The sequence below is a fragment of the Chryseobacterium aahli genome, from assembly GCF_022699665.1.
In the GTDB taxonomy this organism is placed as follows: domain Bacteria; phylum Bacteroidota; class Bacteroidia; order Flavobacteriales; family Weeksellaceae; genus Chryseobacterium; species Chryseobacterium aahli.
Genome location: NZ_JALDNB010000003.1, coordinates 1 through 26,116, shown reverse-complemented (window position 1 = coordinate 26,116; position 26,116 = coordinate 1). Strand labels below are relative to the sequence as shown.

Below are 26,116 nucleotides of genomic sequence, written 5' to 3'. Positions count from 1 at the left end.
TTTTTAATATTGAATACGTTTATTTTTTTCTATTTTCTTGTGTTTTGAAAGTTTTTCTATAGCTGCTTTCAAATCTTCTTTTTTATTAATGAAAAGCATTACAATCATTCTGTTTTTTGCATCCAGAAAACTGATATTTTGCGTGGACTGATCATAATTAATATTTCTAATTTCAGGAAAAACCGTTTTCAATTCTTCCAGATATTCTTTCTGCAGTTTATCTAAAATTATTATAAAAGACGAGTTATCTTCTAAAAGTTTCGGACTTTGCGAAATATTTTTCATTGGGCTGCTTATGCCAACATTGTTTGCATCAAAATATTCAAAGAAACTGTCGAAAATATAATTCCCATCAATATCATCCGTATAGATATTAATCGTATTAAAATTTTGAGCATATTCATAAATGGAATCCGGAAAAGTTTCACCAAACATTTTTATAGAATGATCTATAAAATCTTTATCAATAGATTTATTTTTTTCAAGATATTTTTCCGTCATCGGATAAATGGCTTTTGCGAAGAGATTGATGGTAGGATTATTATACCACTCACCTTTATCTAAAGCTCCCTTCTTTAGAACTTTCCATGCATAACCATTTCCTAAAGCTGTTGCAACCGCTTCATTAAAATAAGAATAGGCAAGTTTTGAATATTTTGAAGGATTTTCATTAAAATACTTCTCCTGCTCAACCTGCACTTCACGACTCTGCTCCTGATAAAGTATATGACACATTTCGTGCATCGTTACGCTCAAAGTTCCTTCAATATCATTACCATCCGTCAAAGTTCCTATACACAGAGCATTTCCATGAGGTGTAGAAACTGTATTCCCATCTTTTCCGGGAATAGGATATAAAGTTACATAAAATGGTATTTGCTGATCCCAAGAAGATTTATAAAATTTATTAAACTTCAAAAACATCTGAGAACTTAAATCCTGATATTTCTTCAACGCTGCAACCTGTTTTTTTATCTTTAATTCGCTGTCATTCCAAATATATTTCCGGAAATAAGGCTGTGCATTTTTTAAAACATCAAACATTCTCATCTGTTCATTCACAGGGAGAATTCCAGTAATTCTTTCATTAAAATCATTTAAATCCTTGGACTTTAAAGATTGAACAATCAATAACGTCAAATAACTTTTTCTGTAATTTCTTCCTTTCGGATAATCCTGCCTTACAATTCCTTCATTAAAATCAAGAGATTTAAAATCATTGATAAGCTTTTGGAAATCTTTATCATTAGATAATTTTGACTCAATATATTGTCTATAATTCGATGAAGTCCCTTGTTTCTTGGCAGCTGTCTCCATAAAATTGAAGAGACTGTAAACTTCACTTTCCTTGAAAATAAAAAAATCGCTTTTCTGTGCATTAGCAATACTAAAGCAACAAATAATCAGAATTAAAAAAGCTTTTTTTATCATTCTCTTACTCACTTCTTAATGCCTCAATCGGTCGTATTTTCACCGCTCTTTGAGCAGGAATCATTCCGATAATTAAACCTAAAATTACCATCACCGACATTGCCGCAAAAACATTGGTATAATTGACAGTCGGGTTATAAAACGGAAATTCATCCTGATTCTGAGTCAATGAGTTGAATATCATCAAGACAAAAATCCCGAGAATAAAACCCAATATACCCGAACTGAGCGTGATAACCACACTTTCCAGCAAAATCTGATTTCTTACTTCAGACGGTTTTGCACCTAAAGCTCTTCGAATACCTATTTCCTTAGTTCTTTCTTTTACGGTAATCAATAAGATATTTGAAATCGCAATGACACCGGCCAAAATTGTGAGAGTTCCTACGATTATTGTTAAAAGCTGCATTCCGGTTAAAAATCCTGTGAGTTTTTTAAATTCTTTACCTAAATTAAAACTTCCAAAAGCATTAGTGTCTTCCGGCGAAACCTGATTTTTGGCTTTTAATTCTGTTTTCACTCTTTCTTCAACGCTATTTACATCAACATTGGGCTTGCTCACAATCGCAAACATATCGATTTGCTCTCCTGCATTGTACATTTTGGTATACGTAGAAAGCGGTATAAAAACAGTACGGTCATTTTCAAAACCACCCCCTTTTCTCACTCTGAAAACTCCGATCACATTAAAGAAAAGTCCTTTCACGTTAATTGATTTCCCTAGCGGATTTTCTTTCTTTTTTGAATCGAAAAAATTATTGTACACTTCTTCTCCAATCACTGCTACACTTTTATTTCCGGAAACATCTGCATCGTTGATATATCTTCCGAAAATCAGTTTCTTTTCTGAAATTTTATTCCCGATCGGATAATCACCCGTTAAAGAATACGTAGCGTTTTTACCGTTTCTTGACATCGATTCGCCGGGCGTTCCTGTGAAACTTCCTCTTGAGTTCTGTGGCGAAATATAATCGATATCTGATATTTTTCTTTTTAAAACTTCAACATCAGTTAATTTCAGATTCACATCTCTCCCTTTTGGAAAACCTTCGTAAGGAATCGAAGTATTTTGTGCCCAAAGAAAAATGGAATTGGTAGCAAATCCTGAAAATAATTTATCAAAACCATTCTCCATTCCTTTTGCGGAACCCAATAAAACTACATACAAAAACATACCCCAACCCACGCCAATCATGGTAAGGAATGTGCGGAGCTTATTATTCTTTAGTGAATAATAAATTTCCTGCCAGGTATCTTTTTTAAATAAAATGTTCACTTTGATGAGTTATAAGTTATTAATTATGAGTTGTAAGTTGAATTTCGTTTTCAAATTATCTCACTAACAAATTTTCAAATTAAATTATTCTGTTCTTAACGCTTCGATAGGTTTAATTCTTGAGGCTCTGTAGGCAGGAACGAATCCGGCAATCAAACCTGAAAAAACCAATGCCACAAATGCCGCAAAGATAGTTCCCCAACCCACACTCGGATCTTTAATGAAGTAATCTTCAAGACTGTCACCTATTAAATGTAATGCTAAAACACCCAAACCAACTCCTACAAACCCCGAAACCACAGTAATCACCACGCTTTCCTGAACAATCAAAGCAACAATGCTTCGTGGTTTTGCTCCGATGGCTTTTCTTACACCGATTTCTTTGGTTCTTTCTTTCACGATATACACCATGATGTTGCTGATACCGATAATTCCTGCCAATAAAGTTCCTAGCCCGATAAAAGTCACAATTCCTGTAAGAACTGCCATAAACATGAAGGTTTCGTTCATATTCTGAGCATTGTTCCAAACACGGACTGCGTTCTCATCATCCGGAGAAACATTTTTTCTTGATTTAAGCCTTTCTTTAAGCTGGTCACCGTATTTGATAGCCTGTTCCGGTGTCATATTCTCATCATAAGCAATGTAAACTCCGCTCACCGTATCAGAACCTTTTTTCATTTGCTGCAAAGTAGTAATCGGAACTGTAATGTGTCTTTCGTCCCAATCGCCGCCGTCATCTGAGAAAACCCCGACTACTTTGAACATCGTTCCGTTGATATCGAGATCTTTACCTACCGGACTTCCGTTTTTTATTAAATCCCGCTGCACCATTCTTCCTACAACCGCAACATTTTGCTTTCTCTGTAAATCTCCGGGGGTAAGGTAACGTCCTTCGAGCATTTTCCTGTTTTCGATAAATTTCTCTTCAGGATCTGCACCATTGATCTGGTAATTTCCGCTTTCTTTACCGTATTTTACCATCAGATTGGCGGTATATCTCGGAGTAGAATACCCTACTTTTTCTTTATCACTGTCGATTAAGAAATCATAGTCGTCGTTATTCATCGTTACGGTTCTATTCGACTGCAAACCTTTATAAGCAACAGTTGTATTTCCGGTAAATATTGAAATAAGATTTTGAGCATCTCTTGCAAAACCTTGTGTAAAAGCATTTTTCAGCCCGGTTCCAATTCCGAAAAGAACGATAAATATAAACAGACCCAATGCCACCGTAAAGCCCGAAAGCACCGTCCGCAATACATTACTGCGAATAGAACTGAATATTTCTTCCCAACGATCTAGGTCAAACATTTTTTCTTTATTAAATGATTAAAAAATTTAAAGATTAAAAAATTAATGACTCTAAATTTTCAATTGATTTTATTTTAAAATTAAAGCACAATCTGATTGATAAACTCATCACTCTCAATAATTCCGTCTCGGAGGATGACATTTCTTTTGGTTTGTGCGGCAACATCCGGCTCATGGGTTACCACGATAATGGTTTTACCTTCATTGTTGATATCCTGAAGAAGCTTCATAATATCGTGAGTAGTTTTTGAATCTAATGCTCCGGTTGGCTCATCAGCTAAAACTACTTTTGGATTGGTAATTAATGCTCTCGCAATTGCAACTCTTTGTTTTTGTCCACCCGAAAGCTCATTCGGAAGATGGGTTGCCCATTGTGCCAAACCTACTTTCTCCAGATACTCCATTGCTTTTTGATTACGCTCTTTTCTCGGAACATTTTGATAATATAAAGGAAGTGCAACATTATCTAAAGCCGTTTTATATCCAATCAAATTAAACGATTGGAAGACGAATCCCAGAAATTTCGAACGGTATTCTGCAGCTTTTACTTCGTTCAGATGTTCAATCGGAATTCCGTCGAGCTCATAAACGCCGCTGTCTTTTTCATCCAAAATTCCGATAATATTCAGTAAAGTAGATTTTCCGGAACCGGAACTTCCCATAATAGAGACAAATTCACCCTCATCAATATTAAGATTAATACCCTTGAGAACGTGCAGTTTACTCTTGCCTGTATCGTATGATTTATGTAGATCCTGAATTACTAACATTAAGTGATTGCTGTTTTTATTTCCAATAAGTAGTATATATTTTCATTTTGTTACAAGATTAAAAAAATCTTTAAAAAAAATATTGTTTAACATATAATTAATTAATATTCAATAAATTAAAATAAAGTGTTTAATTACAAACTTAACATAACTTCGATTTTCAACAGTTAAGTATCTATAAACCAATATCAGAGCGAGTTTCATGTAAATGTGGAAAACTTTTAAGGTTAAAACTCAACCAATTACTCTTTACCCCTTTCCAAATCGTTTCTTTTTTTCGAACTTTGTGCTTCGCACGGTACGAGAGATGAATGATTACTTCCGTTAATAAGTTTCAAACACAACTTACAACGAATCAGAAAGTTACCCATCTCCCGGGTTTTATGCACAGTGATCTATTTTTATAATTTTTAAAGACATTACATTCAATATGGGAATTTTTGATAAAAGAGTAAGCTACAAGCCATTTGAGTATCCTGAGGTTCTTCAGTTTACAGAAGCGATCAACAAATCTTTCTGGGTACACTCGGAAGTTGATTTCACGGCAGACGTTCAGGATTTCCAGTCGCAGCTGGAGCCACACGAAAAAAATGCGGTAAAAAATGCACTTTTGGCGATTGCCCAGATTGAAGTTTCGGTAAAGTCGTTTTGGGGAAACCTTTACAATCACCTTCCAAAACCTGAATTGAATGGTTTGGGATCTACATTTGCAGAATGTGAATTTCGTCATTCTGAAGCGTATTCCCGTTTGTTGGAAGTTTTGGGATATAATGAAGAATTTTCTCAGGTTGTAGAAGTTCCTGCATTGAAAAAAAGAATTGAATTCTTATCCAACGTGCTGAAACACGCCAATTCTGCAACACCAAAAGAATATGTTTCCTCTTTGCTTTTATTCAGTATTCTGATTGAGAATGTGTCTTTGTTCTCGCAGTTTGCAATTATTTTATCATTTACAAGATTCAAAGGTTTCCTGAAAAATGTTTCGAATATTATTGCGTGGACATCTATTGATGAGCAGATTCACGCTAATGGCGGAATTTATCTGATCAACAAAATCCGTGAAGAGCAGCCGGATCTTTTAACTGATTCTGATATTGAAGATATTTACACTTTGGTAGATCAATCCATAGAACTGGAAGGAGAAATTCTTGACTGGATCTTTGAAATGGGTGAACTTGATAAATTCTCAAAGCAAGACCTGATTAACTTTATGAAATATCGTGTTGACGAAAGTTTAACCAAGATCAACATGGAAAAACGTTATAACACCACTACAGAACAATACAGCCCGATGAAATGGTTTGAAGAAGAAGTTTTCGCTAATTCTATGGATGATTTCTTCGCAAAAAGACCGGTGGACTATACGAAGCACGATAAGAGTATTACGGCGAATGATCTTTTTTAATTTGTATGAAAATTTGGGATTTAGAAGATTTTTTTACAATTTCTCGATATAAGAACGGAAATCTAAAAATATCATTAAGTATTGATAATAAAGCCAATATTTATAAACTTTTAAAAGAAAAAGGATTTGGCTTTTTCATATATGAAAATGATTTTAAGTTTTGTAGAAAAGTTGAAGGTGAAATTAAATTTACAAGATTTAGCGAGTTAAATTATTATTTTGTAAATGAATACTTGCAAAATCAATTATTATTTAATAATGAAAAATTTTCAGTCAAAGATTTCATGCTTTTATTGGAGGAAATATATTCTAACAATATAGAAGTCATTAAAAATGACAATTTATTTAAATACTATCTTTACTTTATTCCAAATAAAGAAGAAGAGCATCAAATAAAATTAGAATTAGATAATAATTATAAACTTGAATTAGAAAATGGAAAATTTATTTCCTTTTTTAAAAAGAACAATTATGAATCTACAATTGATTTAAAAAGTGGTATTTCTAAAGATAATTTAATTTATTTTACTAAAACAAAAAATAAAAACTGTTTCATTATTTTCAATAAATATGGCAATTCTTATGATTGCTGGTTTGCGAAATTTAAAAGTGAAAAAAGTATAGGAAATGAAACTCCACTTTCATTAGACGAAATTAGAGTAGGCTTTCAATTAGATAGTGACATAGCTCTTTTACATAAATATTTAAATTAATTTTCAAATATATACTGACTGCTTGAAGATTATTAAAAAGCGTGATAAAGAACTTTTAAATAAATCGCTTTTGTTCCTCGCAATGACAAAAAAATAAAAATATGATTGATGTAATCGTAAGTTATACCGTAAAACCTGAATTTGTTTCTGACAACAAAAGCAATATTCAAAAGTTTTTGAATGATTTTAAAACTTTAGATCAGACAAAATTTGAGTATAAAGTTTTTGTAAAAGAAGATGGTTTTACGTTTGTGCATTTTTCAAATTATGAAAATGAAGAAGTGCAGAATGAAGTTTTAAATATTCCGTCCTTCAAAGAATTTCAGAGATTAAGAGACGAAAGCGGACTTAATGATTCTCATAAAGTAGAATTTTTAAAACCTGTTTGAAATAAAGTAAAAGGCGCAAGCGAAGCGAGCGTCGAAACAGATAGCATTAGAGATGTCATGCTGAGCTTGTCGAAGCATCTCAACAAAAAGTAGAGATTCCTCATTCCTAGCAATGACAAAGCAGTAGCAATGACGTGATTCAGAAATAAAGAAAACAAACCGTCGTCTTAGCCCTGATTGAGCGGCATGTTTGAGCTCTTTTTCTTTGCAAAAGAAAAAAGCGAGTAGCGAAAGCAGGTAGAAAAGTGAGGAGAAGAACAAAATTTTCTGCTCCTAAAAAATTAACAAAACAATGCATAAGTTGCATTTTACAATATAAAAATGGAAGAACAAAACAACAATATCTGGTGGCTCAACGAAGAATCTGAGCAAATGCTGAACAGAGGTTACCTTCTGAAAGGAGAAACTGTAGACGGTGCAATCGACAGAATCACTACTGCAGCAGCAAAAAAACTATACAAACCTGAACTGCAGCCGGCTTTCAAGGAAATGATCATGAAAGGATGGATCAGTTTTTCTTCTCCGGTCTGGGCGAATATGGGAACGCAGAGAGGTCTTCCAATCTCTTGTTTCAACGTGCATATTCCGGACAGCATTGAAGGAATTACCCACAAAATGGGTGAAGTGATTATGCAGACGAAAATCGGGGGCGGAACTTCGGGATATTTCGGAGAACTTCGTAACAGAGGAACTGCGGTAACCGATAACGGAAAGTCTTCTGGTGCAGTTTCGTTTATGAAGCTTTTTGACACTTCAATGGATGTAGTTTCTCAAGGTGGTGTTAGAAGAGGTGCTTTTGCGGCTTATCTTGATGTTGACCACGGCGATATTGAAGAATTTTTATCAATTAAAGACATCGGAAGTCCGATTCAGAACCTGTTTACAGGAATTTGCGTACCAGATTACTGGATGCAGGATATGATTGACGGTGATGCCGACAAACGTAAAATTTGGGCAAGAGTTTTGGAAAGCCGTCAGCAAAAAGGTCTTCCTTATATTTTCTTTACAGATAACGTGAACAGAAACAAACCTCAGGTTTATAAAGACCTTGGATTGACGATTAATGCGAGTAATCTTTGTTCAGAAATCATGCTTCCGTCAACCAGAGAAGAGTCTTTCATCTGTTGTCTGTCGTCTATGAACTTAGAATTATACGACGAGTGGAAAGATACGAACGCAGTACAATTGGCAATCTATTTCCTTGACGCTGTTTTATCTGAATTTATCGAGAAAACTGAGGGGAATTATTATCTTCAGGGAGCAAGAGACTTCGCATTGCGTCACAGAGCACTTGGTTTAGGAGTTTTGGGTTACCATTCTTATCTTCAGAAAAACATGATTCCTTTTGAGAGTTTTGAGGCTACTCAATTCAATGCAAGAGCTTTCAAACACATCAGAGCGCAGGCGGATATTGCTTCAAAAGAATTGGCGAACATCTACGGAGAACCGGAAATCTTAAAAGGTTACGGAATGAGAAATACAACCGTTATGGCGATTGCTCCTACTACTTCAAGTTCGGCAATTTTAGGACAAACTTCTCCAGGAATTGAGCCTTTTGCATCAAATTATTACAAAGCTGGTTTGGCAAAAGGAAACTTCATGCGTAAGAATAAATATCTTGCTAAATTATTAGAAGAAAAAGGTCTTGATAATGAAGAAACATGGAGAACAATTATGTTGAATCACGGTTCAGTTCAACATTTAAATGAATTGACTGACGAAGAAAAAGCAGTATTCAAAACTTTCAAAGAAATTTCTCCGATGGAGATTATTTCTCAGGCTGCACAAAGACAGCAATACATCGACCAGGCTCAGTCTCTGAATTTACAGATTCCGTCTACGATGCCCGTGAAAGATGTAAATTACCTTTACATTGAAGCTTGGAAGAAAGGGGTGAAAACTTTGTATTACCAAAGAAGTTCATCTGTTTCTAAGGAAATGATGGTGAATTTTGTGAGCTGTTCGGCTTGTGAGGCTTAAGGTAAAAATTTAAATAGCCAATTTTTTGGCTTTGAATACATATAAAACCGCAGAATTTTTTCTGCGGTTTTTTGTTTTTATCAATAAAGAATTTTAAGTATTTTTTATAAATTTGATCACGATGAAAAAACTACTAACAGCCATAATTCTACTTACTTTAAATCAAATTTTGTTTTCACAGAAAAAAGAAGTTTACATCAATGATAATCTGCAAATTATTTCGAAAGAGGATTACAAAAAACGTGGAGAAAATTACCGTTTTCAAAACATTGAAACTGATTCTGTTCTATACAAAGTTCGTGTAGAGCATGAAGGTCACGGAAAACTAGCTACTGTAGATTTAAATAATTTAAAAAAACATCTTAACATTTCAGATGTGAACAATAAAAATATTGTCATCCACTATTATCAAGGTTTAGACCGTTGCAATCAGCATTCAGATACAAATCAGCTTGTAATAAATGATATTAAAACATACGTCAGAAAATTTAAAAAATCAAACCTAAATCTCTATTCTGTTTATAAAGAAACAAAGGGTTTGAAAAACAGGCTTAATAAAACATCTTGGATAGATGATCGTTCAGGTGCAATAGAAAAGTTATTTTTTAAAATGCATTATCCTTGCGATTCTGCAATTGTTATTTTTCCGGACGGAAATTACACCATCTTCAGAGGAGAATACATATGGCAAAAAGTTTTTGATACTGCTAATAAAACCACACCAAATAAATCATTTTAATAAAACGTTATCTCCATCAAATAATCATCCATAACAAAGCCATTTCCTATATCAAAAACACCTTCATCATAGACCTTATAACCTTGAGATTCGTAGAATTTCTGCGCTGAATTATATTTATTGACATTTAAAATAATTCTGTTATCGCCACTTTCTTTCACCTTTTCATTAAGAAATTCAAGTGTTTTTTTGCCTAAACCTTTTCCTTTACTTTCAGGAACGAGATAAATTCTGTGAAGTTTAGTCGTTTGTTTTTCATAATGATTTTCGTAACCTAAAAATCCATCAAAAACATTTAAAATCTCATCAAAAACAAGGTAATAATGATAGTTTAGATTTTTTAAATGTTCTGAAATTTCAGCTTCCGAATACATTGTATTGAGCATAAATTCCATTTGTTCTTTGGTAAGAATTTCGGCGTAGGCGTTTTCCCATGATCTTTTTGCTAAATCCTGAATCAAGGGTATATCTTTTTCTGTTGCTTTGATTAATTTCATATCTGAATAATTATTAGAAATTTTTTAAACACATTAGAACACATAAGTTTTTTTTCAGTTTAAATCCTTTGAAAATATTTAGAACACTTAAGAAGAAAATCAGAGATTTTCAAGGACTAATATGTTCTTCTAAACATTCGAATCAATCACTTCAAGTAACTTATGTGTTAAAAAAAATTGCAGTTAAATTTTTTAGATTAAAAAAGTGAAAAGCATCACACCTTTCACTTTTAATATTTTATAGAACTTGACTTTTAATTTAATTAAATCTTCGCCATTTCAGCTTTAATTTTTGCATAAAGCCCTTCTGAAGCAGGAACTAAAGGAAGTCTTAAATAATTTTTAATCAATCCTTTTTCTGTCAAAATAACTTTAATCCCACATGGGTTTCCTTCCGCAAAAATCAATCTTGTAATTTCAACCAATTTATTATGAATTTCATAAGCTTCATCCACTTTTTTATCAAAAGCCAGCTGAACCATTGTCGAAAATTCTTTCGGATACCCTTGTCCGATTACAGAAATCACTCCTGCTCCACCTGCCAAAGTTACTGGAAGTGTGAATTCATCGTCTCCTGAAACTAAATTAAAACCTTCAGGCTTCTTTCTCAAAATATCAAAATACTGAAGAATATTGGGTGCAGCTTCTTTTATTAAGAATAAATTCGGGAATTCTTTTGCCAGACGCAAAGTCGTTTCAGCCTCAACATTTTGTCCGGTTCTTGAAGGAACGTTGTAAATGATGATATTTTTTCCGGTAGAAGCCAACATTTTATAATGCTGGTAAAGCCCTTCCTGATTAGGTTTGTTGTAATATGGAGACACCGATAAAACAGCTATAAAATCAGATAAATCAGCTTCTTCGATCTGCTGTTTGACTTCAAGAGTATTGTTTCCGCCAATTCCTAAAACCAAAGGAAGACGTTTATTATTAACCTTAATGATGTGCTCAACTACCTGTTTCTTCTCGTCTGAAGAAAGTGTAGCAGCTTCCGCTGTAGTTCCCAATACCACCAAATAGTTGGTTCCGTTTTCGATGTTGTACTCAACAAGTTTTGTCAAACTTTCGAAATCTACGGATAAATCTTCATTAAAGGGCGTTACCAAAGCAACACCTACTCCTTTTAAAATGCTCATCTGTTCGAATTATTTTCCCCAAATTTAACAATTTCATACAAGAATTTACAATATTTAATCTTATTTTATTATACATATAATTATATTTGCATTATACTAAAGATATTATGCAAAATAAATTCTTATTACTAGGAATTGCCTTGTTTTCGCTCACAGCCTGTAAAACGACATCGTTGCAGGTTGCCAATGTGCAGACGCAGAAGAATATTTCTATTAATCAAGACCTAAAGGCTAATGAAGATTTTGCAAAATTTATCGAGCCTTACACTGAGAAACTCAACAAAGAGATGAACCAAAAAATCTCTTACACACAAGTAGATTTAACAAAAGAAGGCGACAACAGCAATCTGGGAAATCTTTTGGCAGATTATACTTTTGACGGAGCGGATGTTTGGGCAAAAGCAAATTTGAATAAAAGTATTGATGCAGCTTTGATTAACATCGGCGGAATCCGTACTACGATTGGGAAAGGTGATATTCTTCTGAAGAATGTTTTTGAAGTAATGCCTTTTGAAAATGAAGTGATCATTGTAAAATTTAAAGGTTCAGATTTGCAGGGATTATTTGATTATTATGCGAAAAATCAGAAAAACAATCCTGTTTCTCATTTATATATTGAGACTTCAAATGGAACAGTTTCAAAAAGTTTAATCAACGGAAATGCAGTCAACCCAACTCAGGATTATTATATTGCTACATCTGATTATCTGGCTTTGGGTGGTGATAATATGAAGTTTTTCGCAAAAGGAGAATCAATTCCTACAGGTATCAAATTGAGAGATTTGTTTATTGAATATTTTAAGAAAAATCAGCAGATCAATCCTAAAGAAGAAATTCGTTTACAATTTATCGGGAAGAAATAATGGATAGAAAAAGTTTTTTAAAAACGATTACTGGCGGAACTTTAGCGATGACTTTAGCTCCAAATTTGGTAATGGCGGAGGAATTAAATTTAAATTCTTTTTCATCAGCCAATAAATTGACCATTCTTCATACTAACGACCAGCACAGCAGAATTGAACCTTTTGATTCGAGCTACACGAGAAATCCTAATCAGGGTGGTTTTGCAAGAAGAGCGACATTAATTCAGAAAATAAGAAGCGAAGAAAGCAATCTTTTGTTGCTTGATTCAGGAGATATTTTTCAGGGAACACCTTATTTTAATTTCTTCGGAGGCGAGCTTGAATTTAAACTGATGTCGATGATGAAGTACGACGCTTCCACCATGGGAAATCATGATTTCGATAATGGCTTGGACGGATTTTTAAAGGTTTTACCGAATGCGCAATTTCCCTTTATCTGTTCGAATTATGATTTTAAAAACACCATTTTAGACGGAAGAACTTCGCAGTATAAAATTTTCAATAAAAACGGAATCAAAGTAGGAATTTTCGGAGTGGGAATACAGCTGGATGGTTTAGTTGGAAAAAAACAATATGGCGAAACCGTTTGGTCTGACCCGATTGATGTAGCTCAACATTACTCCAATTTCCTTAAAAATGAAAAGAAATGTGATCTTGTGATTTGTCTTTCGCACATCGGATATGATTACAGTGACGAACCTGAAAAATTAAACGATAAAATTTTAGCATCAAAAACAGAAAATATTGACTTAATTTTAGGCGGTCACACCCATACTTTTTTACCGGAACCTCAGACCTTTAAAAACAGACAAGGGAAGAATGTTTTGGTAAACCAAGTTGGTTGGGCAGGTCTTCTTTTGGGCAGAATAGACTTCTTCTTTGATAAAAATAAAAATGTACAACAGATTTCTTGGAACAACCAAATAATCGACAGCAGTATAATAGCATAATATGAAATCGCCGTGTTTTGGAAACCATAACACACGTGAATATTCAACGATTGCATATGACCTTTAAAAAAATGTAATTCTACATATGAAAAAATTCTCTATAATTTCTCTTGGTATTTTGGCAACTTTCCAGATGGTAAAGGCTCAGAATATTTCATCAAAAAAATGGGCAGATTTATTTTCTTACAATAATGTTTTGGCATTAAAAGAAGATAACGGAAAAATAGTTGCTGCCACAGAAAATGGAATTTTTTATTATACCGTTTCTACAGGTGAAATTTCAAAACTTTCTAAAGCAAACGGACTGCATGAGGTGAAAATATCCGCATTTGATTATAATCCGCAGACAAAAATTGGTCTTGTTGGGTATCAAAATGGTTCTTTGGATATTATTACGCCTCAAGGAATTACGTATGTTATTGATATTCCTATTGCAACCGGATATAACGGAAGTAAAAAGATCAATCACATCTCAATCACTGGCGATAGAGCTGTAGTTTCCGTAGGATATGGAGTTTCTATTTTTGATTTGAAAAAGAAAGAATTTGGAGATTCTGCGTTCTTTGTTACCGGAGGAATTTATCAGGCAAGTAACGAAGCTACAATTAAAGATAATAAAGTTTTTTCTGTAACCAATACAGGATTAAAGACTCACGACCTGAACACAACATTTCCAGTATTCACTACATGGACTACAGAATTGGCTGGAAACTTCACAGATATAGATTCAGAAAACATAGTCGCTTTTTCATCTGCTACAGCAACCTACATTTATAACAACGGAGTTTCTACCCCACTTGCACAGGCTTTTGGAAATGTGAGCGATGTGGTAGTGAATGCTGATAATATTATTATTACAGATGCCAGCAGAATTTACAGCTATAATACGAATGGAACTTTCGCAGGATCGGTAACCGTTGGAGAGAATTGTAATACGGCAACAAAGGTTGGCTCAAAAATATTTTGCGGAACTATTTTATCTGGTTTAAAGAGTGAAGATAATGTTATCTATAAACCGGATGGGCCATACAATAATATTTCTTATAAGATATCTTTGCTAAATGACCAAATCTGGGTTTCTACAGGAGGTAGAGATGCTTATAATCAACCCATCTTCAGTGATCTCGGTTACTATCATTTTGATGGAGGCAAATGGAATTATCCGGATTATTTTGTAAATAACCCTATAAATTTCAATGTGTTAGATGCAGTAGCAAATCCATCAAATCCTAGCGAAGTATTTTTCGCTAACTATTCATTCTCAAACGGCGAGAAAGGGATTTACAAAATGGAGAATAATGTTTTTAAGAAAGTTTATAAAAATAATGATTCCGATCCTGCTTACAATCGCCCAATAGGTATAACATTCGATGAAAACAATAACTTATTTGTTTCTGCCGGACTTATAGAAAATGTTTCTGCAAACGCAGGATATTATCTTTATAACAGAACTGCAGATGACTTTACTTTGGTTCCTATTGTTGGTGCAGCATCTACTCAAAAACCATTTACAAAAGAAGGATACCTATATATACCTTGTCCATATTTTGATCCTGGTGGATTAATTATCAAAGAATATGGTAACAATCCATCATCAACAACATCACCATTTAAGATTATACGTAAGGAAAATAACTTGCCTGCTAATGGAACAGTGTCGGCAGCAATTGACAAGAATAATGATGTATGGATTGGTACACGTATAGGCCTCAGAATTCTTTCAAACCCAAAATCAGCGATTACAGAAAACAACCCTCAAACTACTCCGATTGTCATTGAACAAAATGGTATCGCTGAGGAACTATTCCGTGACAACAGTATTCTTCAAATTGAAGTTGATGGCGGAAACCAAAAATGGGTTTCAATAGAAGATGGTGGTGTTTATTACTTATCAGCATCTGGCGAACAAGTTATCAAGAGATTTACAAAAGAAAATTCTCCTCTTCCAACCAACAGTGTAACTGACATTAAGGTCGATAAAACCAATGGGAAGGTTTACTTTGTGACACTTGATGGTATTGTAACTTACCAAGGAGATGTTGCCGACGTAACCTCTGACTTCGGAAACGTTTTAGTCTACCCAAATCCTGTGGTTTACGCCCAGTTTAAAGGTAAAGTAACGATTAAAGGTTTAGCTGAGAAAACAAATATAAGAATCACTGATGCTGCAGGAAACATTGTACATTCTGCCATTGCCAGAACCGGATACTACGAATGGGATCTCAACAATCAGAAGGGGAAAAGAGTAGCTTCAGGAATCTATTTTGTACTGATGACCAATGAAGACGCAAGCGACAAAGCAACTGCAAAAATAGCCGTTGTTAATTAATGAATTCTCAAAACGGTTTTTTACTTTCGTTTATAAAATATGGTGAAAACGATGCAATTTTGCATTGTTTCACCGAAGAGGAAGGCTTTCAGACTTATTTTCTAAAAGGTATTTATACCAGAAAGAATAAGAAGAAAGCCTTTCTTTTGCCTTTAAATAAATTAAATTTTTCAATACGAGTTGGTAGAAGTGGCAGTATGCAAACTATCTCAAATCTAGAAATACTGAATCTTCATGATATTTATACCGACATCAAAGCCAATACTGTCGTATTTTTTATTTCAGATTTTTTAAACCAAATTTTAAGAAACGAAAATAAAAATCCAGCAGTGTTTTATGTCATTGATGAATTCATAGACCAGCTTAACAACAAAAATTACCAGTCACATCTTATTTTTTTAATTAAAATATTAAAAATTCAAGGGGTTGCACCACTTTTAGACGAAGGAAATTTTCTTGATCCGGAAACCGGAACTTTTTCTCCTTTTTCTAGTCACCTGCTGTTTGATGAGGAAATTTCTTTATTTTGGAAGAGCATTATTTCGTCACAGAATCCTTACGAAAATAAAATTCCATCTTCAAAAAGAAAAGGATTTTTAGACAGTATTTTGGTGTATTATCATTATCATATTTCGGATTTTAAGACTCCGAATTCTTTAGAAATTATTCAGCAGATTTTTGAGTAGATTTTAAGAATCTTTATTTTTTGGCATTTCGGTTTCAGATTTGGCGATTTCTTTTTTAGTAAATCTTGGCTGAAGAATTTTTGCAATCAAACCCGTCCATCCTGTTTGGTGTGATGCTCCTACTCCACGACCGTTGTCACCATGAAAATACTCATAAAACAAAATATAATCTTTAAAATCAGGATCAGTCTGAAATCTCGGATACTGACCATTGAAAGGTCGGTTTCCGTTTTCATCCTTTAGAAATAACTGAGCCAATCTTTTGCTTAAAGAATCTGCAATTTCATCTAAATTTGAATAGTTTCCGCTTCCTGTAGGATATTCTACTATAAAATCCGGGCTGTAATAAAAGAAAAACCTCTGAAGACTTTCAATAATTAAAAAATTAACAGGAAACCAAATAGGGCCTCTCCAATTGCTGTTTCCTCCGAAGAGTCCGCTATCGCTTTCTGCAGGTGTATATTTTACCGAATAATCTGTTCCGTTTAAATTTAATTGAAAAGGATTTTCTTCATACTCTTTCGATAAAGCACGAACGCCATAATCACTCAAAAACTCCTTCGGATTAAGCATTCTGCTCAACAATCTTTTTAAACGATGACCGCGCAGAAGCGAAAGCAAATGTTTAGAATCTTCCCCTTTCACTTCCCAGTGTGAAACCAAGGCGGCAAGTTCAGGCTTATTTTCAAGAATCCATTTCATTCTGCTTTTGAAATTCGGAAGCTTTTCGATCATTTCATCATCAATGACCTCAACAGCAAACATAGGAATCAATCCCACGATCGTTCTCAGCTTTAAAAATTGATTGTCACCATCACCTGAAGAAATTGCATCATAGAAAAACTCGTCCTCCTCATCCCAAAGACTGAAATGCTCTTCTCCCATATTATCCAAAGCATTAGCAATATATAGGAAATGCTCAAAAAATTTGGTCGCCATTTCTTCATACACTCTGTTGTATTGAGCTAATTCTAAGGCAATTCTCATCATGTTCAGTGCAAACATTGCCATCCAACTTGTTCCGTCTGACTGTTCGAGATGTTCGCCGTTTGGAAGTGTGGTATTGCGGTCGAAAACCCCAATATTATCGAGTCCTAAAAATCCACCTTCAAAAATATTGTTTCCGTTGTTATCTTTTTTGTTCACCCACCAGGTAAAATTCATTAAAAGCTTTTGAAAAGCACTTTCAAGAAATTCTAAATCGGGTTTGCCTTTCAGATATTCATCAATTTTGAACACCCTGAAAACTGCCCAAGCATGAACCGGCGGATTCACATCACTGAAATTCCATTCGTAAGCCGGAAGCTGTCCGTTGGGATGCATATACCATTCAAAAAGGAAAAGCTTGAGCTGATATTTAGCAAAATCAGGATCTATTAGTGAAAAACTGATCGTATGAAAAGCTAAATCCCAGGTTGCATACCAAGGGTATTCCCATTTGTCTGGCATGGAAATAATGTGTTCATTATTGAGTTGTTTCCAATCATAATTTCGGATTTTTTCTCTGGATTTTGGAGGTTTCGGTTGATCGGGATCGCCTTTAAGCCATTTTTCAACATTGTAATGATAAAACATTTTATTCCAAAGCATACCTGCAAAGGCTTGTCGCTGAACCAATTTTTCATCTTCCGTTTCTATCCCGTTTTGAATTTCTGCATAAAATTCATCTGCTTCTGTTTTTCTTGAATTAAATATTTTATCGAAATCTTCAAAAGGATTCTTTAAATCCTTATCAGAAAGTCTAAATTCAAAAGTTTTTGTTTCATTTGGGTTAAAATTTTCATCAATTAAAAAAGATGCTTTTGTCCCAATATCTTGTGGATTAATTGATGACGAATTTCCATTAATGATAAAATCGTTGATGCCGTCTTTACAATATTTTGATTGATTTGGGGATTGATACAGCCTTTCATTATTGGTTTCGTTTTCACAGAATAAAGCGTTCAGAGATTGTTTTGCATATAAATTCTTAATTTCTAAATCTTTATGACTGACTTTTATATTTTTTACCTCTTCTGAACTTAAATGAGGTTTATATTGATCGTAACCCCAGTTCCAAGTATTTCTGAACCAAATGGTTGGAAGTATAATCAGTGATGCCTCTTTTTCGGATTTGTTAATGACCGTCAGTTTTACTAAAATATCATTCTGACTTTCCTTTGCGTATTCAATGAAAATATCAAAATATTCATTCAGATCAAAAATTCCGGTGTCGATGAGCTCATACTCCGGTTCCTCCTTGGTTCTTTCTGCATTGGTTTTTACTAAATCTTCATAAGGGAAAGCATTTTGAGGATACTTGTACAACATCTTCATGTAAGAATGAGTTGGTGTAGAATCGAGGTAGTAAAAATATTCTTTCACATCTTCACCGTGATTCCCTTGATTGTTTGACAGGCCAAAGAAGCGTTCTTTCACCATCTTATCTTTTTTATTCCAAAATCCGACGGAGAAGACCAATTTCTGCAGATCATCACAGATTCCGCAAATTCCTTCTTCGCCCCATCTGTAGGTCTTTGCTTCCGCGGTATCGTGATTGGTGTAATTCCAGGCGTCGCCATCTGCACTGTAATCTTCACGTACCAATCCCCACTCACGGTTGCTTACGTAAGAGCCCCATTTTTTCCATGAAACATCGGCTAATCTTTCTTTTTCAGAATTCATTATTGACTGATTTTGAAATAAAAAACTAAAATTATACTACGAACGACTGCGCCCCGGATTGAACGGCATGTATGAGCTCTTTTTGTACGAAAGGGCAAATGAAAAGGCACAAAAAAGCAAGTAGTGAAAGCCGGAATTGTGCGCCCGAAGAACTATCCTCCCGAAGAGAAACTCTCCAGGCTGGTCATTCCTCCATCCACAAAAATACTTGCTCCGGAAATATAATCGGCAAGGTCACTCGCTAAAAATGCCGCCAAATTGCCAATATCTTTCGGTTGACCAATTCTGTTATAAGGAATGAGATCCAGTAAAGAATTCAAAGCATCTTTTGTTTCCCACGCATCTTTATTGATTGGCGTTTGAATGGCTCCCGGACCAATAGAATTCACCCGGATTTTATCTGCACCGTATTCCTGCGCCAACGTCTGCATCAGCATTTTGATTGCTCCTTTACTTGCGGCATAGTTTGCGTGACCTGCCCAAGGGATAATTTCGTGTACCGAACTGATATGAATAATTTTCCCACAAGCCACAGAACGGGTAGTATCAATGCCGCGACGTAGAAATTCTTTAATGGCTTCTCTTGAGCAAAGAAATTGCCCCGTGAGATTGACACCCATTACTGCATTCCAATCATCCAATGTCATTTCGGTGAACTTTGCATCTTTCTGAATTCCGGCATTATTGACCAGAATATCGACCGTTCCAAATTGTGCAATAACATCTTTAAACATTCTAATGACCTCGTCTTCCTTGGAAACATCACACTGATAGGTGATTCCGTTTCCGCCGGCATCGGTGATTTCCTTTAAGACTTCCTGAGCGCTATCGTGAGATTTTTCTGAAGAATGATTGATGATAACGGTTGCTCCGGCTTCGGCGATAGATTTTGCGATTCCCGTTCCTATACCGCTTGATGCACCTGTGATGATAGCAACCTGATTTTTTAATGATACTTCCATAATAAATATTCAAATAGTGTCTAAACACAATTGAAAGTATCACGCCAAACTAGAAATTTGTTTTCTAAATTATCCTAGAGTTTTTTAAACAATAAGAACTGAGGTCCGCTTCTGCCTTCTCTCGTTTTACCTTCAAATTCATACCCGCTTTTGACATACAATTGAAAAGCTGAGGTATTTTTTTCGTTTACAGCTAAAACAATCTCATTGCAATCTGCAAAATGCTCTTTTATGAAATAATCGACTTCAATCATTGCTGATTTTCCAATTCCCTTTCCCTGAAAATTTGGGTTTACAGATAATGATCGAAGCAAAACCGAATCCGCATTTTCTGTAAGATCAAATTTATCGTCTCCAAAATCAAGCACAAAAAATCCGGCAATCTTTTTATCATAGAAAACGGTAATTGGGTAAGCGAAAAAATCTCCTTTGTGATTTCTCTCTTCTATTCTTTCTAAAGATTGCTTTGCAGTTGAGGTATACTGCGACTGGATATCATCCAGAACATAATCAAGTTCAGGAAGGTCTTCAGGTTGATAAAATTTTAATTCAGTCATATTTTTAATGATGATAAATATCTTCGTACATCACTCCTGCTCGTATTTCTACTGCCAATTTATTTTCTTCAGGAACGATCGGGCAATTGTAATCATACGCATTGTAAGCGCAGAAGGGCTGATAAGATTGATTAAAATCTAAAACAATTGTATTGTCGCTTGGAATTTTCAGATCCATATATTTTCCCCCACCATAAGTTTCTTTATTGTTGGTTTCATCATGAAAAGGAAGAAAAAGATGATCTTTATATTTTTCCATTTTCATTAAATCTAAACTTTGGTAAATGGTTAAGGTATAAGATTTTCCATGTAATTCAAAGGTAGCTTTCCCAAACTCCTGATACGATTTTGATTTTCCTGATGATGTTGGCAAATCAAAAGGTTGAGGATTTTCAGTTTTAATAAATCTTGCAGTAACTCTGTATTTTAAATCAATCGGAAAGAAAGGATGCTGTTTAAATTTCGCAAAATTATCATCTCTAAGAGGTGTTTCTTTTGGATCTAAATATTCTTTATCTAAATCTTGCTGAAATTTCTTGATTTCTTTAATTTCTTTCGATTGCCGTTTATTGATTTGGGAAAATGCAAATACCGGAAGTATAAAAAACAGAAATAGGATATATTTTTTCATAGAATTATTCTGAAATTTTAATTCTATAAATATCTGACGAATTTCTTTTAATTGATTTCACAAAAAAACCACCTTCTTCAGGAATGATCTCTTTAAAATCAAAACTTGTACAGTCTTTCGGAAGTCCAGAAAACACCAATGTAAACCAAAAATCTCTCATAAAAGGAACTGCTGTCCAATTAGGATAAATCGTAATATTCTCTGCGTGAATCAACTTACTTTTGTGGCTGGAAGAATTGTCTACCAAGTAAGTCGTATTCCATATTCTGATAAGATTTCCCAAAAACGGTGACGCCGGAAAACAACAATGCACAATCACCTGCTTCTCTTCATCAACCTTTGTCTGAAGAGATTCCAGCAATTCTTTTGCGATAATGGGTTTTACAATGACTTCTTCCATGGGTTATGGGTAATGCATAATCGGTAATGGGTAATATCTAAATTCGGTCAAATTCACATTACTCATTACCCATTATTTATATTTAATGTTTGAGTTCTAATTTTTCTTTGCTGTAAGCTCTCACTTTCTCTGTAAGTTCAGGATTGTTGGCTAATTTCTGTCCATAAGACGGAATCATTTCCAATAATTTTTCTCTCCACTCACCATTCAATTTTTCAGGAAAACATTTTTCAAGAATATTAACCATTGCAAAAACTGCTGTGGAAGCACCGGGAGAGGCACCTAGCAGAGAGGCAATCGTCCCTGCCTGATTGACTACGACTTCAGTTCCGAATTCAAGCTTTCCGCCTTGTTTACCGTCTCTTTTGATGACCTGTACCCGTTGTCCGGCAACTTTCAGTTCCCAGTCTTCTTCTTTGGCATCTTTTACAAACTCTCGCAAATGCTGAATTCTCTGAGCTTTGGTCATCGCTACTTGTTGTACCAGATATTTTGTCAGCGGAATATTGTGCCACCAAGCCCCGAAAAGTGACTTGATATTCTTTGTATTCACACTTGCAGGCAAATCGAGATAATTTCCTTCTTTTAAAAATTTAGTTGAAAAACCTGCAAAAGGACCAAATAATAATGCCTTTTTACCATCAATAATTCTTAAATCCAAATGCGGAACCGACATTGGTGGTGCATCAACTGTAGCCTGAGTATACACTTTTGCCTGATGTTTTTCTACCAGCTCAGGATTGTGTGTCACCAGCCATTCTCCGGAAACCGGAAAACCACCATAACCTTCACTTTCTTTAATGTCTGAACTTTCCAATAATGGCAAAGCGTAGCCTCCGGCTCCGATGAAAACAAAGTCTGCAACAACTTCCTGCTTATGACTGTGAATTCTGTCTTTGACCTTCATTTCCCACTTTCCATCATCTCTTGGGTCAATGTCTTTTACTTCATGATACAAGAAAACTTCCACATTTGAATCTTCCAATAAATGTCTTCCCATTTTTCGGGTTAAGCTTCCGAAATTAACGTCGGTTCCCAAATCCATTTTTGTAGCGGCCAGCACTTCTGATTCATTCCTTTTGCTCATCACCAAAGGAATCCATTCCCTTAGTTGGTCATGATCAGTTGAAAATTCCATTGCTGAAAACAATGGAGAATCTTTCATCGCATCGTGGCGTTTTTTAAGATATTCGGCATCTTTTTCGCCAAATACCAAACTCATGTGTGCGCAAGAATTGATAAAATCTGAAGGAGTCGAAATATATTTTTTGTCAATAAGATAAGACCAAAACTGTTTTGAAATTTCAAATTGTTCGGCAATTTTTTCTGCTTTTGAAATATCGATTGTTCCGTCTTCATTTTCCGGTGTATAATTCAATTCGCAGAAAGCTGAATGTCCTGTTCCTGCATTGTTCCAAGCCGCAGTACTTTCTTTGGCAAATCTTCCAAGTCTTTCAAAAATTGCTATTTCAAGATTAGGATCAAATTCGTGAAGTAAAGTTGCTAAAGTGGCACTCATAATTCCGCCTCCGATTAGAACAACGTCGTATTTTTGTTTTGGCGTTCTGCTTAAAATTGTATTCGGCATTCCATTAAATTTACTACGAATTTCGGGAAAAGTTTTTTATTAAATGCGTGTTTAATGATTTTTAACATGGTAAATTTTGATTTAGAATTTGGGATTTTATTCTCTCGCAGATTGAACGGATTTTGCAGATTTTTTAATTGATATTCTAAAAATTGAAATCACGAAAACTTTTGCTCAATAGGTGCAAAATGTTTGTAGAAATCAATATCACGGAGGAATTGGGAGCTCCGTAGGAGCGGAATGTTTGTATCATTCTACTGTTGTTTCATACTTTATACTTGTCTCTCTTTACTTTTCATTGACTATTAAAACATCGAATTGCAACAGCCCGACTTGAACGGAGCTCTTTTTGCCGAAGCAAAGCGGAGGCGAAAAAGCGGGAGTGGAAGGCGGAAATAGCTGCCATAAAAATATAAAATTGCTATTCGACTTACTGTCAAAAGCTTCCATAAAAAAACACCAGCAAACAAATGCTGATGTTCTATTTTTGATTTAGTTTAAAATATTCTAATTCAATTTTGCAGTCAGTTTTTTGAACTGTTTCTCTGCGTTTTTACCCTCATACAAAATCGCATAAATAGTATCAATGATGGGAAGTTCAAGATTTTTCTGTCTTGCCGTTTTATAAATTGAGTCTGCAGCATAATATCCCTCTGCAACCATGTTCATCGATTGAATGGCCGATTTTACGGTATATCCTTTCCCAATTAAGTTTCCTAAGTTTCTATTTCTTGAAAATAATGAATAAGCAGTTACGAGTAAATCTCCCAAATAAGCACTCTCGTTAACATCTCTAGGCGCTTCGTAAATCGCTTCGAGGAAGGTTTCCATCTCACGAATCGCATTGGACACGAAAACTGCCGTAAAGTTATCTCCGTAACCTAAACCGCTTGCAATACCCGCTCCGATTGCAAAAATATTTTTAAGAATGGCACTGTACTCATTTCCTAAAATATCTTTGCTGGAATTGACTTTGATAAAATCTGAATTGAAAATTCCAACCAATTTATCAGAAGTTTCATCTTCAACGGTAGCAACTGTAAGATAAGACAATCTTTCCATCGCAACTTCTTCTGCGTGACAAGGCCCGGCAATTACCGCCTGATTTCTGAAACCGATTTGGAATTCTTCCTTTAAATAGTGCGCTACGACATCATTCACTTTAGGAATTATCCCTTTAATAGCGGAAACAAAGATTTTATCTTTGTACTCACAGGTCATTTTATCCATCGTGTCTGACAGATAAATGGAAGGAGTTGCCAAAACCACCACATCGCAAGCTGTAACCAACTCATTTATATCGGTTGTAAGCTTTAAATTTTTAAGATTAAAATTAACTGCCGTAAGATACGTCGGGTTGTGACCACGAAGCTCGATTGCACCTTTTACAAATTCACTTCTCACGCACCAATGTACTGTTTTACAGTTTTCAACAAGCATTTTCACAATCGCCGTAGCAAAACTTCCGCTGCCGACAACTCCTACGGAAATGTCTTTTTTAGGCTTTTTTGAGTTTGCTGATTCTGAAATTGTTTTCTTTTTCGCCATAATTAAAGTGTGAACTGCAAATATATTAAAACAAAGAAATAACAAGACTTTATAAATCTGATAAACCTCATTTTTTGAAAAATTTAACATTGCTATACAATTAAATATCTAAAAATCCGTTAAGTATAGATTATCATAAATTTAAATTAAAGATATCGCTCAAATATTATTTTTAATTAAATTTGCACCCTTAAAACGGTTTTTAAATTCTAAGAAAGAGAAAATGAAGAAATTTTTAAGAAGCAAAAAGAAGGTAAACATTCTGATTGGAGGACTTTTACTGATAGTTTTTGCACAAAGTATTTTTATCGCCAGCTTATTTTCGAAAAAAGATGATAAAAATTACGAAGTCAATCTGGTAAAAATAAACACCGAAAAAGACAGTGTAGATTACCTGAAAATGAAGACAGATCTTAATTTAGTAGATCAAACGGTAGGACAACTGAACTCATTTTTAAAATCTAAAGACATCAAGAACGAAAAACTCATGGTTCTTGATAGCGACAGTATCTCGAACTCTATTTATCTGGCAAAACAATCAAACAGATACAGCAAATATCTGATGGATTTGCAGAAAAAATTAATGCAGGTTCCTTTGGGAATGCCTAGTGAGGGTTATATTTCATCTAATTTTGGGATCAGAAAAAACCCGATTCCATTCAAAACAGTATATGCATCTGTAAAACCAACCGCAGAAGCAAAGCCAGTAGTTGTTGCTGTAGCAGCTCCAAAACCTGAAGTCAAAGCTGAACCTTACGAAAAAATCTTAGAAGTAACGGACAGCTACGGAAATAAACGTGAGGTAAAAGTTTGGGTAACGCCAAAAGCGAAAACAGAGGCTGTTGCTGCCGCACCTATAACTTCTTCTACGAAAACTGTTGCTACAACTCCATCAAAAGTACCTGAGAAAAATAATCCACCTGCAGAAGCTGACCAAATGCAGTTTCATAAAGGGTTAGACATTGCTGTGCCGTTTGGGTCTGATGTAATTGCAACCGCTGCCGGAACAGTTATTTTTTCAGGACAAAAGGGAGGTTACGGAAACTGTGTGATTGTTTCCCACGGAAATGGTCTGGCAACATTATACGGACACTTATCACAGTTAGTTGCTAAAGCAAATGACAAAGTAAAAGTAGGACAAGTGATTGCAAAATCTGGAAACTCAGGACGTTCGACGGGTCCGCATTTGCATTATGAAGTGCACAAGAACAATACTCCGGTTAATCCGAAGTTGTTTATGAATTTATAAATATTTAATTTAGTTATAACAGACTCGGCGGCACCTTTG

The 26,116-nt window shown here is 34.7% G+C and carries 23 protein-coding genes; 10 read left to right on the top strand and 13 right to left on the bottom strand.

Annotation, left to right across the window (positions count from 1 at the left end; translation table 11 throughout):
* Nucleotides 1-3: 3 nt before the first annotated feature.
* The 4 genes from MQX03_RS06245 to MQX03_RS06230 all read right to left on the bottom strand — a co-directional run bounded on the left by MQX03_RS06245 (nt 4) and on the right by MQX03_RS06230 (nt 4,791).
* Nucleotides 4-1,317 (bottom strand): hypothetical protein, encoded by a 1,314-nt coding sequence (locus MQX03_RS06245; protein ID WP_242802140.1) that lies wholly within the window; start codon nt 1,315-1,317, stop codon nt 4-6.
* 118 nt (nt 1,318-1,435) lie between these two features.
* Complete coding sequence (locus MQX03_RS06240; protein ID WP_185145182.1) at nt 1,436-2,707, bottom strand: ABC transporter permease; 1,272 nt, start codon at nt 2,705-2,707, stop codon at nt 1,436-1,438.
* Nucleotides 2,708-2,791: 84 nt separating this feature from the next.
* Nucleotides 2,792-4,021, bottom strand: a complete 1,230-nt coding sequence (locus tag MQX03_RS06235; protein WP_129534694.1) for an ABC transporter permease — start codon at nt 4,019-4,021, stop codon at nt 2,792-2,794.
* An 80-nt stretch (nt 4,022-4,101) separates the two neighbouring features.
* Nucleotides 4,102-4,791, bottom strand: a complete 690-nt coding sequence (locus MQX03_RS06230; protein WP_242802139.1) for an ABC transporter ATP-binding protein — start codon at nt 4,789-4,791, stop codon at nt 4,102-4,104.
* Nucleotides 4,792-5,221: 430 nt separating this feature from the next.
* Here MQX03_RS06230 and MQX03_RS06225 point away from each other — a divergent pair, with 430 nt between their 5' ends.
* From MQX03_RS06225 to MQX03_RS06205, 5 genes are all read left to right on the top strand, one after another.
* The gene (locus MQX03_RS06225; RefSeq protein ID WP_242802138.1) at nt 5,222-6,196 is read left to right on the top strand and encodes a ribonucleotide-diphosphate reductase subunit beta; all 975 of its coding nucleotides are present in this window, start codon (nt 5,222-5,224) and stop codon (nt 6,194-6,196) included.
* A gap of 5 nt (nt 6,197-6,201) precedes the next feature.
* On the top strand, nt 6,202-6,909 hold the full coding sequence (locus tag MQX03_RS06220) for a hypothetical protein (RefSeq protein ID WP_242802137.1): 708 nt from the start codon (nt 6,202-6,204) through the stop codon (nt 6,907-6,909).
* A gap of 101 nt (nt 6,910-7,010) precedes the next feature.
* Nucleotides 7,011-7,298 (top strand): hypothetical protein, encoded by a 288-nt coding sequence (locus MQX03_RS06215; RefSeq protein ID WP_242802136.1) that lies wholly within the window; start codon nt 7,011-7,013, stop codon nt 7,296-7,298.
* A gap of 321 nt (nt 7,299-7,619) precedes the next feature.
* Entirely contained in the window at nt 7,620-9,278 is a 1,659-nt protein-coding gene (locus MQX03_RS06210; protein WP_034756700.1) for a ribonucleoside-diphosphate reductase subunit alpha, read from the top strand.
* Nucleotides 9,279-9,399: 121 nt separating this feature from the next.
* Nucleotides 9,400-10,017, top strand: a complete 618-nt coding sequence (locus tag MQX03_RS06205) for a hypothetical protein (protein WP_242802135.1) — start codon at nt 9,400-9,402, stop codon at nt 10,015-10,017.
* Here MQX03_RS06205 and MQX03_RS06200 read toward each other — a convergent pair.
* Together MQX03_RS06200 and dapA are read right to left on the bottom strand one after the other, a co-directional pair.
* A complete protein-coding gene (locus MQX03_RS06200) occupies nt 10,014-10,514 on the bottom strand; it encodes a GNAT family N-acetyltransferase (RefSeq protein WP_242802134.1) in 501 nt (166 codons plus the stop codon). The two genes, MQX03_RS06205 and MQX03_RS06200, sit on opposite strands and share 4 nt — an antisense overlap.
* A gap of 263 nt (nt 10,515-10,777) precedes the next feature.
* The gene (gene dapA, locus MQX03_RS06195) at nt 10,778-11,650 is read right to left on the bottom strand and encodes a 4-hydroxy-tetrahydrodipicolinate synthase (RefSeq protein ID WP_242802133.1); all 873 of its coding nucleotides are present in this window, start codon (nt 11,648-11,650) and stop codon (nt 10,778-10,780) included.
* A 107-nt stretch (nt 11,651-11,757) separates the two neighbouring features.
* On the opposite strand from dapA, the gene MQX03_RS06190 reads away from it, so the two are divergent.
* The 4 genes from MQX03_RS06190 (at nt 11,758) to recO (ending at nt 16,478) form a co-directional block, all read left to right on the top strand.
* A complete protein-coding gene (locus tag MQX03_RS06190) occupies nt 11,758-12,513 on the top strand; it encodes a 5'-nucleotidase C-terminal domain-containing protein (protein WP_242802132.1) in 756 nt (251 codons plus the stop codon).
* Complete coding sequence (locus MQX03_RS06185; RefSeq protein WP_242802131.1) at nt 12,513-13,463, top strand: bifunctional metallophosphatase/5'-nucleotidase; 951 nt, start codon at nt 12,513-12,515, stop codon at nt 13,461-13,463. The genes MQX03_RS06190 and MQX03_RS06185 overlap by 1 nt, the downstream gene beginning before the upstream one ends.
* 85 nt (nt 13,464-13,548) lie before the next feature.
* Entirely contained in the window at nt 13,549-15,792 is a 2,244-nt protein-coding gene (gene porZ, locus MQX03_RS06180; protein WP_242802130.1) for a type IX secretion system anionic LPS delivery protein PorZ, read from the top strand.
* Entirely contained in the window at nt 15,792-16,478 is a 687-nt protein-coding gene (recO, locus tag MQX03_RS06175) for a DNA repair protein RecO (protein WP_242802129.1), read from the top strand. The genes porZ and recO overlap by 1 nt, the downstream gene beginning before the upstream one ends.
* 3 nt (nt 16,479-16,481) lie before the next feature.
* Here recO and MQX03_RS06170 read toward each other — a convergent pair whose 3' ends face one another.
* The 7 genes from MQX03_RS06170 to MQX03_RS06140 form a co-directional block, all read right to left on the bottom strand.
* The gene (locus tag MQX03_RS06170; protein WP_242802128.1) at nt 16,482-19,142 is read right to left on the bottom strand and encodes an MGH1-like glycoside hydrolase domain-containing protein; all 2,661 of its coding nucleotides are present in this window, start codon (nt 19,140-19,142) and stop codon (nt 16,482-16,484) included.
* 152 nt (nt 19,143-19,294) lie between these two features.
* On the bottom strand, nt 19,295-20,104 hold the full coding sequence (locus MQX03_RS06165) for a glucose 1-dehydrogenase (RefSeq protein ID WP_242802127.1): 810 nt from the start codon (nt 20,102-20,104) through the stop codon (nt 19,295-19,297).
* A gap of 74 nt (nt 20,105-20,178) precedes the next feature.
* Nucleotides 20,179-20,661, bottom strand: coding sequence for a GNAT family N-acetyltransferase (locus MQX03_RS06160; RefSeq protein WP_242802126.1), 483 nt, complete (start codon nt 20,659-20,661; stop codon nt 20,179-20,181).
* A gap of 4 nt (nt 20,662-20,665) precedes the next feature.
* A complete protein-coding gene (locus MQX03_RS06155; protein WP_242802125.1) occupies nt 20,666-21,292 on the bottom strand; it encodes a DUF1684 domain-containing protein in 627 nt (208 codons plus the stop codon).
* A 4-nt stretch (nt 21,293-21,296) separates the two neighbouring features.
* Nucleotides 21,297-21,692 carry a hypothetical protein gene (locus tag MQX03_RS06150; RefSeq protein ID WP_129534706.1) on the bottom strand — a complete coding sequence of 132 codons (396 nt, stop codon included), beginning with the start codon at nt 21,690-21,692 and terminating at the stop codon, nt 21,297-21,299.
* Nucleotides 21,693-21,774: 82 nt separating this feature from the next.
* Complete coding sequence (mqo, locus tag MQX03_RS06145) at nt 21,775-23,280, bottom strand: malate dehydrogenase (quinone) (RefSeq protein ID WP_242802124.1); 1,506 nt, start codon at nt 23,278-23,280, stop codon at nt 21,775-21,777.
* Between the two features lie 507 nt (nt 23,281-23,787).
* Nucleotides 23,788-24,828, bottom strand: coding sequence for an NAD(P)H-dependent glycerol-3-phosphate dehydrogenase (locus tag MQX03_RS06140; RefSeq protein WP_129534708.1), 1,041 nt, complete (start codon nt 24,826-24,828; stop codon nt 23,788-23,790).
* Nucleotides 24,829-25,051: 223 nt separating this feature from the next.
* Here MQX03_RS06140 and MQX03_RS06135 point away from each other — a divergent pair, with 223 nt between their 5' ends.
* Complete coding sequence (locus tag MQX03_RS06135; RefSeq protein WP_242802123.1) at nt 25,052-26,077, top strand: M23 family metallopeptidase; 1,026 nt, start codon at nt 25,052-25,054, stop codon at nt 26,075-26,077.
* The last annotated feature ends 39 nt before the right edge of the window (nt 26,078-26,116 follow it).